This is a genomic window from Devosia equisanguinis, from assembly GCF_900631955.1.
GTDB classification, from domain to species: Bacteria; Pseudomonadota; Alphaproteobacteria; order Rhizobiales; family Devosiaceae; genus Devosia; species Devosia equisanguinis.
On the sequence record NZ_UZWD01000039.1, the window covers coordinates 1 to 6,761 of the forward strand.

Below are 6,761 nucleotides of genomic sequence, written 5' to 3' on the forward strand. Positions count from 1 at the left end.
GATTTGGAGGGGGGGGGTGGGACCGCAGAGTCGTTGGGCCGCAAGCGGATTTGGTTGGCACAATGGGCAGTTTCCCCAGAAGTCGGCGCTTGCGAGTCCGGTTTTGCTTGAGCGGGGGGCTCCATTCGTTAAGGTTCGCCTCGGAATCGTAGCGAAGGGTCTTGGTTTGGACACGCAGACAAGCATCGCACTGGCCGCACTGGCGCCCTTCGTGGCAGCCGTCCTCGCCCCTGCGATCCATCATCTGCTCGGCCGGCTGAGTGGCTATGTCCTGGCCCTGGTGCCGCTGGGCATTTTCTATGTGCTGCTGGGCTTTGTCGACACCATTGCGGCGGGCAATAGCGTCAGCGTCGCCATCGGTTGGGTGCCGGCCTATGGGCTGGATCTGAGCTTTCATCTCGACGGGCTGAGCCTGGTCTTCGCGCTGACCATTTCGGGCATCGGGGCGCTGATCGTGCTTTATTCCGGCGCCTATCTCGCCGGGCACAGGCATCAGGGGCGGTTCTTCGCCTTCATCCTCGCTTTCATGGGCGCCATGCTGGGGCTGGTCTTGGCCGATAGTCTTCTGGCGCTGTTCCTGTTCTGGGAATTGACCTCGGTCACCTCGTTCCTGCTCATCGGCTTCGACCATGCGCGCCAGGCGGCGCGGCGGGCGGCGATCCAGGCGCTTGTCATCACCAATATCGGCGGCATGGCGCTGCTGGCCGGGGCGGTGCTGGTGCATCAGCTCACCGGCAGCTGGGAGATGAGCGCGGTGCGGGCCATGGGGCAGGGGCTGCAGGAGCACGCGCTCTATGGCGTGGTGCTGGCGCTGTTCGTGGTCGCGGCCTTCACCAAATCGGCACAGGTGCCGCTGCATTTCTGGCTGCCCAATGCCATGGAGGCGCCGACGCCGGTCTCGGCATTCCTGCATTCGGCCACCATGGTGCAGGCGGGCGTTTACTTGCTGGCACGGATGACGCCGGTGCTTGGCGGCACAACGGTCTGGACGATGCTGCTGGTGGGGTTTGGCGCGGTGACGCTGCTCTGGGGGGCGCTGGCAGCGATCAAGCAGACCGATCTCAAGCAGATGCTGGCGCAGACCACGCTCGCCTCGCTGGGCCTGCTGGTGCTGCTGATCGGGCTGGGCAGCACCTATGCTATTGCCGCGATGATGATCTATTTCGTGGCGCATGCGCTCTACAAGGCAGCCTTGTTCATGGTGGTGGGGGCCATCGACCACGAGACCGGGACGCGCGACATCACCGCACTGGGTGGGCTGGCCGACAAGATGCCGGTCAGCTTTATCGGCGCGGCGCTGGCGGCGCTGTCCATGGTCGGCCTGCCGCTGACCGTGGGCTATTTCGCCAAGGAAGAAATGTATCTGGGCGTCATGGGCGGCGACTGGCAGCTGATCGCCACGCTTGTGGTGCTGGTGGCGGGCAATGCGCTGCTCGCCGGGGTGGCACTGCTGGTGATGATCCGGCCGTTCCTGGGCGAGACCGTGCCGACGCCGAAATCTGCGCATGAGGCGCCGGTCGCCATGTTGGCGGGCCCGATCCTGCTTGGCGGGCTCGGTGTCGTTGCCGGCGTCATGCCCGATGGGGTGGGCGTGCTGGTGGCCGAGCCGGGGGGCGCTGCCATATTGGGCGAAACGGTCAAGACCCATCTGACCCTCGTGCTCGATATTGCCAGCCCGCTGCTCTGGCTGTCGGCCCTGACCTGGGCCCTGGGTATCCTGGTCTATCGGCAGGCCGACACCATGCGCACCCTGCTGCGGCGGGTGGACCACAAGCTGGGTTGGAATGCCGACAAGGTGTTCGACGCGGCCATGTTCGGGCTCATCCGCTTTGCCGGGGCCGTGACGCGGGTGCTGCATCACGGACGGCTGGAGCTCTACCTCGTCGCGGTGTTCGCCGCGATGGGCCTGGCGCTGTTCGTGCCCATGCTGACGCTCAACGGGCTGGCCTGGATGAGCTTGCCCGAAGAATTGGGACAATGGTCCAACAAGGTCGGACTGGGCTCGCTGCGCATCTATGAATGGGGCGTGGTGGTGCTGGCCGTGGCGGGTCTGGTGGCGGTGCTGCTATCGCGGACACGATTGGTGGCCATCCTGTCGCTGGGCGTGCAGGGCGCGGCGTTGGCGCTGATCTTCCTGTTGTTCGGGGCGCCGGACCTGGCCTTCACCCAGCTGATGGTGGAAGTGCTGGCGGTGGTGATCCTGACCTTCGTGATGACGCGGCTACGGCTCGACGACCGCGATCCCCGACCCTTCGAGGACTTGGCGCGCGACGGCATGCTGGCGCTGTTCTGCGGACTGGGCGTGGCGCTGTTGCTGATGCAGGTGTTGAGCGGCACGCTCGATACCCGCCTCTCCGATCTGTTCACCGCCACCAGCGTGCCGATCGCCCATGGGCACAATATCGTCAACGTCATCCTGGTCGACTATCGCGGCTTCGATACGCTGGGTGAGATTTCGGTGGTGATGGGCGCTGGGCTCGCCATCCTGGCGCTGCTGCGGCGGCGCAAGAAGGTCGATGCGGCCGGAAAGGCGGCACCATGAACACGGTGATCTTCCGAACGCTGGCCCCTGTCATCGTCGCCACCATGCTGGTGTTCTCGGTCTATGTCTGCCTGCGCGGCCATAATGAACCGGGGGGCGGCTTTATCGGTGGCCTGATCGGCGCGGCATCCATCGGTGTGCTCGGCATGGCCTGGGGCGCCGAGGCGGCAAAGCGGGCGCTCAAGATCGACCCCATGGTGCTGGCCGGCTGCGGCGTGGTGCTGGCGGGCGCCTCGGGCCTGCTCAGCGTCTTTATCGGCGCGCCGTTCATGACCAGTATCTGGCTCTATCTCGATCTGGGCGAAACGGTGCTGCCTATCTCGACGCCACTGTTTTTCGACCTCGGGGTCTATCTCGTGGTCTTCGGCACCCTGTCGGCCATCGCGCTGGCGCTTGAAGGCGATGACGGCGAGGAGACACCCTGATGGACTATATTCTCGCCGCGCTAGTTGGCCTGTTCATTACTGCGGGTGTTTACCTGCTGCTGTCGCGCTCGGTGATCCGCATGCTGTTGGGCATGACCATTTTCGGCAATGGCGTGAACTTGCTGATCTTCACCGCCGGGCGGGTGATGCGGGAAATCCCGCCCATCGTGCCGCCGGGGCTTGATACCCCCGATGGAGCCATTGCCAATCCGCTGCCGCAGGCGCTGATCCTCACCGCCATCGTCATCGGCTTTTCGATGTTCGCCTTTCTCCTGGTGCTGGCCTTCCGCGCCTATCAGAGCCTCGATGCCGATAATACCGACGCCATGCGGCTGGCTGAACCCGAACGGGCGCCGCAGCCGCCCCTGAGTTATTGACGCCATGGCCGCTTCTTCTTCCGATGTCACCCTGCCGGTGGCCATGATCGAGACGGCGACGCCGCTTCTGGCCTGGACCATTGTCCTGCCGGTGGCTCTGGCGCTGATGGGCGCCGCCAGCCTGTTGCTACTGCGTCGCTGGCCGCGCGCCACGCTGCCGGCGGCAGTAATTGTCGTGCTCGCCATCCTGGTCTGTGAAGCGGCCTTGCTCTGGCAGGTCTATACCGGCGGGCCGGTGAGCATGACCATGGGCAAATGGCTACCGCCCTTCGGCATCAGCCTTACCGCCGACCTCTTTGGCGCCGGCTTTGCGCTGGCCGCCGCGCTGGTGACGCTGGTGGTGCTGATCTATGCCGAAACCGACCGCGACGAGAGCGATCGGGGTGACAATTTCCACGCCATGGTGCTGTTGCTGCTGGCCGGGGTGACGGGGGCCTTTCTTACAGGCGATCTCTTCAACCTTTATGTGTGGTTCGAGGTGACGCTGATTGCTTCGTTCGGTTTGCTGGTTTTGGGCGGCCGGCCGGTACAGCTCGATGCGGCAGTGAAATACGGCTTCCTCAATTTCCTCGCGACAACACTGTTTCTGTTGTCGCTGGGGCTGCTTTATGGGCTGCTCGGCACGCTCAACATGGCTGACATCATGCGCGTCGCGCCGCAGGCCAGTCCGGCGGCGATGACCGGAGTGGCGGCCCTGCTGCTCCTGGCCTTCGGCATGAAGGCCGCGGCCTTTCCGCTCAATGCCTGGCTGCCCGCCTCTTATCACGTGCCGCCAGTGGCGGTCTCGGCGCTCTTCGCCAGCCTGCTGACCAAGGTGGGCGCCTATGCCCTGCTGCGGACGCTGGTGGCAGTGTTGCCCGGCAGTCGCGATGTGCTCGAGCCGGTGCTGGTGCTGCTGGCCATCCTCACGCTGGTGCTGGCGCCACTGGGCGCCATTGCCGAGACGCATCTGCGCCGCGCCATCGGCTTTCTGGTCATTGGCGGCATCGGCGCCGTGCTCGCCGGCATCGCGCTGCCCAACGCAAGTGGGGTGGCGGGCGCCGGGCTTTATGTGTTCCACGCCATGCTGACCATGGCCGTGCTCTATATGGTCGCCGGACTGATTGAGAAGCGCAGCGGGTCGTTCGACACCCGACAGATGGGCGGCTTCTACGCCGCCAGCACGCCGCTCTCGATCCTGTTTCTCGGTGCAGTCCTGGCCACGGCCGGCGTGCCGCCCTTTCTCGGCTTCTGGCCCAAGCTGCTCTTATTGCAGGCGGGGGCGGAGCAGGGCGTGAGCGGCAGTGCCGATACCTGGATGGCGACGGCCCTGGTGGTGGCATTGCTGGTCAATGCCGTGCTGACACTGATCGCCGGTACGAGGCTCTGGGCCCATATTTTCTGGCGGCAGGGCAACGAGGGCGCATCCGAGCATGATGCACTGGCCTTGCTGCCGCTTGACCGGCGCGGCCGGCTGGGTCTGGCGATGAGTGTGGCGCTGGCGCTGGTGGTCGGCGCGGCGGGCCTCTGGCCCAATCCGATGATGGCCGGCGCCCGCGACGGCGCCAGCGATATGCTCAACCCAGCGCGCTATGTTGCTGCGACCGGGTTGGCAGGAGACGAGCCATGAACACTGCGCTTCTGGTCCTGATACTGGCCCTGCTATGGGCGGGGACGACGGGCAGCTTTTCTGGCCTCAACCTGTTGTTCGGGGGCCTGCTCGGACTGGCGGCAGCCTTTCTGTTGCGCGACAGCCTGTCGAGCCGCAGGGGCCTGCGCCGCATGGGGCGAATCATCCGGCTGCTGGGCCTGTTCCTCTACGAATTGATGGCCAGCGCCGTGCGCGTGGCGCTGGTGGTGATTCGTCCCGACCTCAAGGCCGTGGTGCGGCCGGCGATCGTGGCGGTGCCGCTCAGCGTCACTTCAGATGCCGAAATCACGCTGCTCGCCAATCTCATCACCCTGACGCCCGGCACGCTGAGCATCGATGTCTCGCCGGATCGCAAGCATCTCTATGTTCATGCCCTGACCATGGACGACCGCGAGGCGCTGATCGCCGACATCGTCAATGGCTTCGAAAAGCAGGTGAAGGCGGTGTTCGAATGAGCCCGGAACAGTTCATCGACGTCACCAGCCTCATTGCCCTGGTGCTGCTGGGGCTGGCTTTGCTGCTCTCCATGGTGCGCATCGTCATCGGGCCGACCCTGGCCGACCGGGTGCTGGCGCTGGATCTGTTGACCGTGGTGGCCATGGGGTTCATCGGCGCGGTGGCGGTGCGCACCGGCATCTCGCTCTATCTCGACATCGCCATTGCCGTGGCGCTGCTGGGTTTTCTCGCAACTGTCGCACTCGCCCGCTACATCCTCAGTCGCGGCGCCAGGGCAGAGGAGGCTTTTCGCGATGGCGGGGCTTGAACTCTATATCGGCGGCACGGTGCTGCTGCTGGGTGCGGCCTTCACCCTGCTGGCCAGCGTCGGCGTCATCCGGCTGCCCGACCTCTACACGCGCATGCATGCCGCGTCCAAGGCAGGCGCGGTGGGTGGCGGACTGATCTTGCTGGCGGTGGCACTGGTGGGACAAGATAGCGCAGTGGCATTACGGGCGATCATTGGCATCGTTTTCCTGTTGTTAACCACGCCGCTGGGCGCTCATCTGCTGGCCCGCGCCAGTTATATTTCCGGATACAGACCAGACGGCGCGACCCGCAGCGACAAACTGGATTTGAACAGCGGTCAAAATTCCGCCACATGAATAGTTCTTGCCATTACATGCAAAATATAGTCGCGCGGCTTGCCTGTCGCAATAAACGGGGCTAGGACTAAGATAAGCTGACAACTGCCCTTGTTGCGGCTCAATAAAAATTTCGGAAGGTTGAAAAATGAACGACGATACCGGCGCGTTCGCTGGTGGTGAGTCCGATCTGATCGAACTCAGCACGGAAATTGTCTCCGCTTATGTAAGCCACAACGCCGTCAGCCCCAGCGACTTGCCCAAGCTCATCGCTGAAGTCCACGGTGCCCTGCGCGCCTTGCAGTCCAACGAAGTGCCCGCACCAGTCGAAGAGCTCAAGCCCGCCGTGCCGGTGCGCAAGTCTGTGGCCGCCGACTACATCATCTGCCTTGAAGACGGCAAGAAGTTCAAGTCGCTCAAGCGCCACCTGCGCACCCACTACAACCTCTCCCCCGAAGAATATCGCGAGAAGTGGGGTCTGCCGGCCGACTATCCGATGGTCGCGCCCAGCTATTCGGCGACCCGCTCGCAGCTGGCCAAGGACAATGGCCTCGGCCGCAAGGCCTGACGCAGCCGCGTCTTTCTCAAGACGCCGCCAGCACGCGGGGCAGCACGCCTCGCTCTCGATAATTCCTCCCCCTGACGCAGGGGGAGGGCCGGGGCGGAGGGGTGGTCAATGATCCACTCATGGCCCCCCACCCTCAATCC

The 6,761-nt window shown here is 64.6% G+C and carries 8 protein-coding genes; all 8 read left to right on the forward strand.

Annotation, left to right across the window (positions count from 1 at the left end; genetic code table 11):
• The first annotated feature begins 166 nt into the window (after window positions 1-166).
• The 8 genes from mbhE to DEVEQU_RS16600 all read left to right on the forward strand — a co-directional run bounded on the left by mbhE (window position 167) and on the right by DEVEQU_RS16600 (window position 6,621).
• Entirely contained in the window at window positions 167-2,542 is a 2,376-nt protein-coding gene (mbhE, locus tag DEVEQU_RS16565; protein WP_126151719.1) for a hydrogen gas-evolving membrane-bound hydrogenase subunit E, read from the forward strand.
• Window positions 2,539-2,967, forward strand: coding sequence for an MnhB domain-containing protein (locus DEVEQU_RS16570; RefSeq protein WP_126151720.1), 429 nt, complete (start codon window positions 2,539-2,541; stop codon window positions 2,965-2,967). The genes mbhE and DEVEQU_RS16570 overlap by 4 nt, the downstream gene beginning before the upstream one ends.
• Complete coding sequence (locus DEVEQU_RS16575; RefSeq protein WP_126151721.1) at window positions 2,967-3,344, forward strand: Na+/H+ antiporter subunit C; 378 nt, start codon at window positions 2,967-2,969, stop codon at window positions 3,342-3,344. The genes DEVEQU_RS16570 and DEVEQU_RS16575 overlap by 1 nt, the downstream gene beginning before the upstream one ends.
• A gap of 4 nt (window positions 3,345-3,348) precedes the next feature.
• The gene (locus tag DEVEQU_RS16580) at window positions 3,349-4,953 is read left to right on the forward strand and encodes a proton-conducting transporter transmembrane domain-containing protein (protein ID WP_126151722.1); all 1,605 of its coding nucleotides are present in this window, start codon (window positions 3,349-3,351) and stop codon (window positions 4,951-4,953) included.
• A complete protein-coding gene (locus tag DEVEQU_RS16585) occupies window positions 4,950-5,429 on the forward strand; it encodes a Na+/H+ antiporter subunit E (protein ID WP_126151723.1) in 480 nt (159 codons plus the stop codon). Before DEVEQU_RS16580 ends, DEVEQU_RS16585 begins: the two co-directional genes overlap by 4 nt.
• Window positions 5,426-5,737 (forward strand): cation:proton antiporter, encoded by a 312-nt coding sequence (locus DEVEQU_RS16590; RefSeq protein WP_126151724.1) that lies wholly within the window; start codon window positions 5,426-5,428, stop codon window positions 5,735-5,737. Before DEVEQU_RS16585 ends, DEVEQU_RS16590 begins: the two co-directional genes overlap by 4 nt.
• Window positions 5,724-6,074 (forward strand): monovalent cation/H(+) antiporter subunit G, encoded by a 351-nt coding sequence (gene mnhG / locus DEVEQU_RS16595; RefSeq protein ID WP_126151725.1) that lies wholly within the window; start codon window positions 5,724-5,726, stop codon window positions 6,072-6,074. The genes DEVEQU_RS16590 and mnhG overlap by 14 nt, the downstream gene beginning before the upstream one ends.
• A gap of 127 nt (window positions 6,075-6,201) precedes the next feature.
• Entirely contained in the window at window positions 6,202-6,621 is a 420-nt protein-coding gene (locus tag DEVEQU_RS16600) for a MucR family transcriptional regulator (protein WP_126151726.1), read from the forward strand.
• Window positions 6,622-6,761 lie beyond the last annotated feature (140 nt).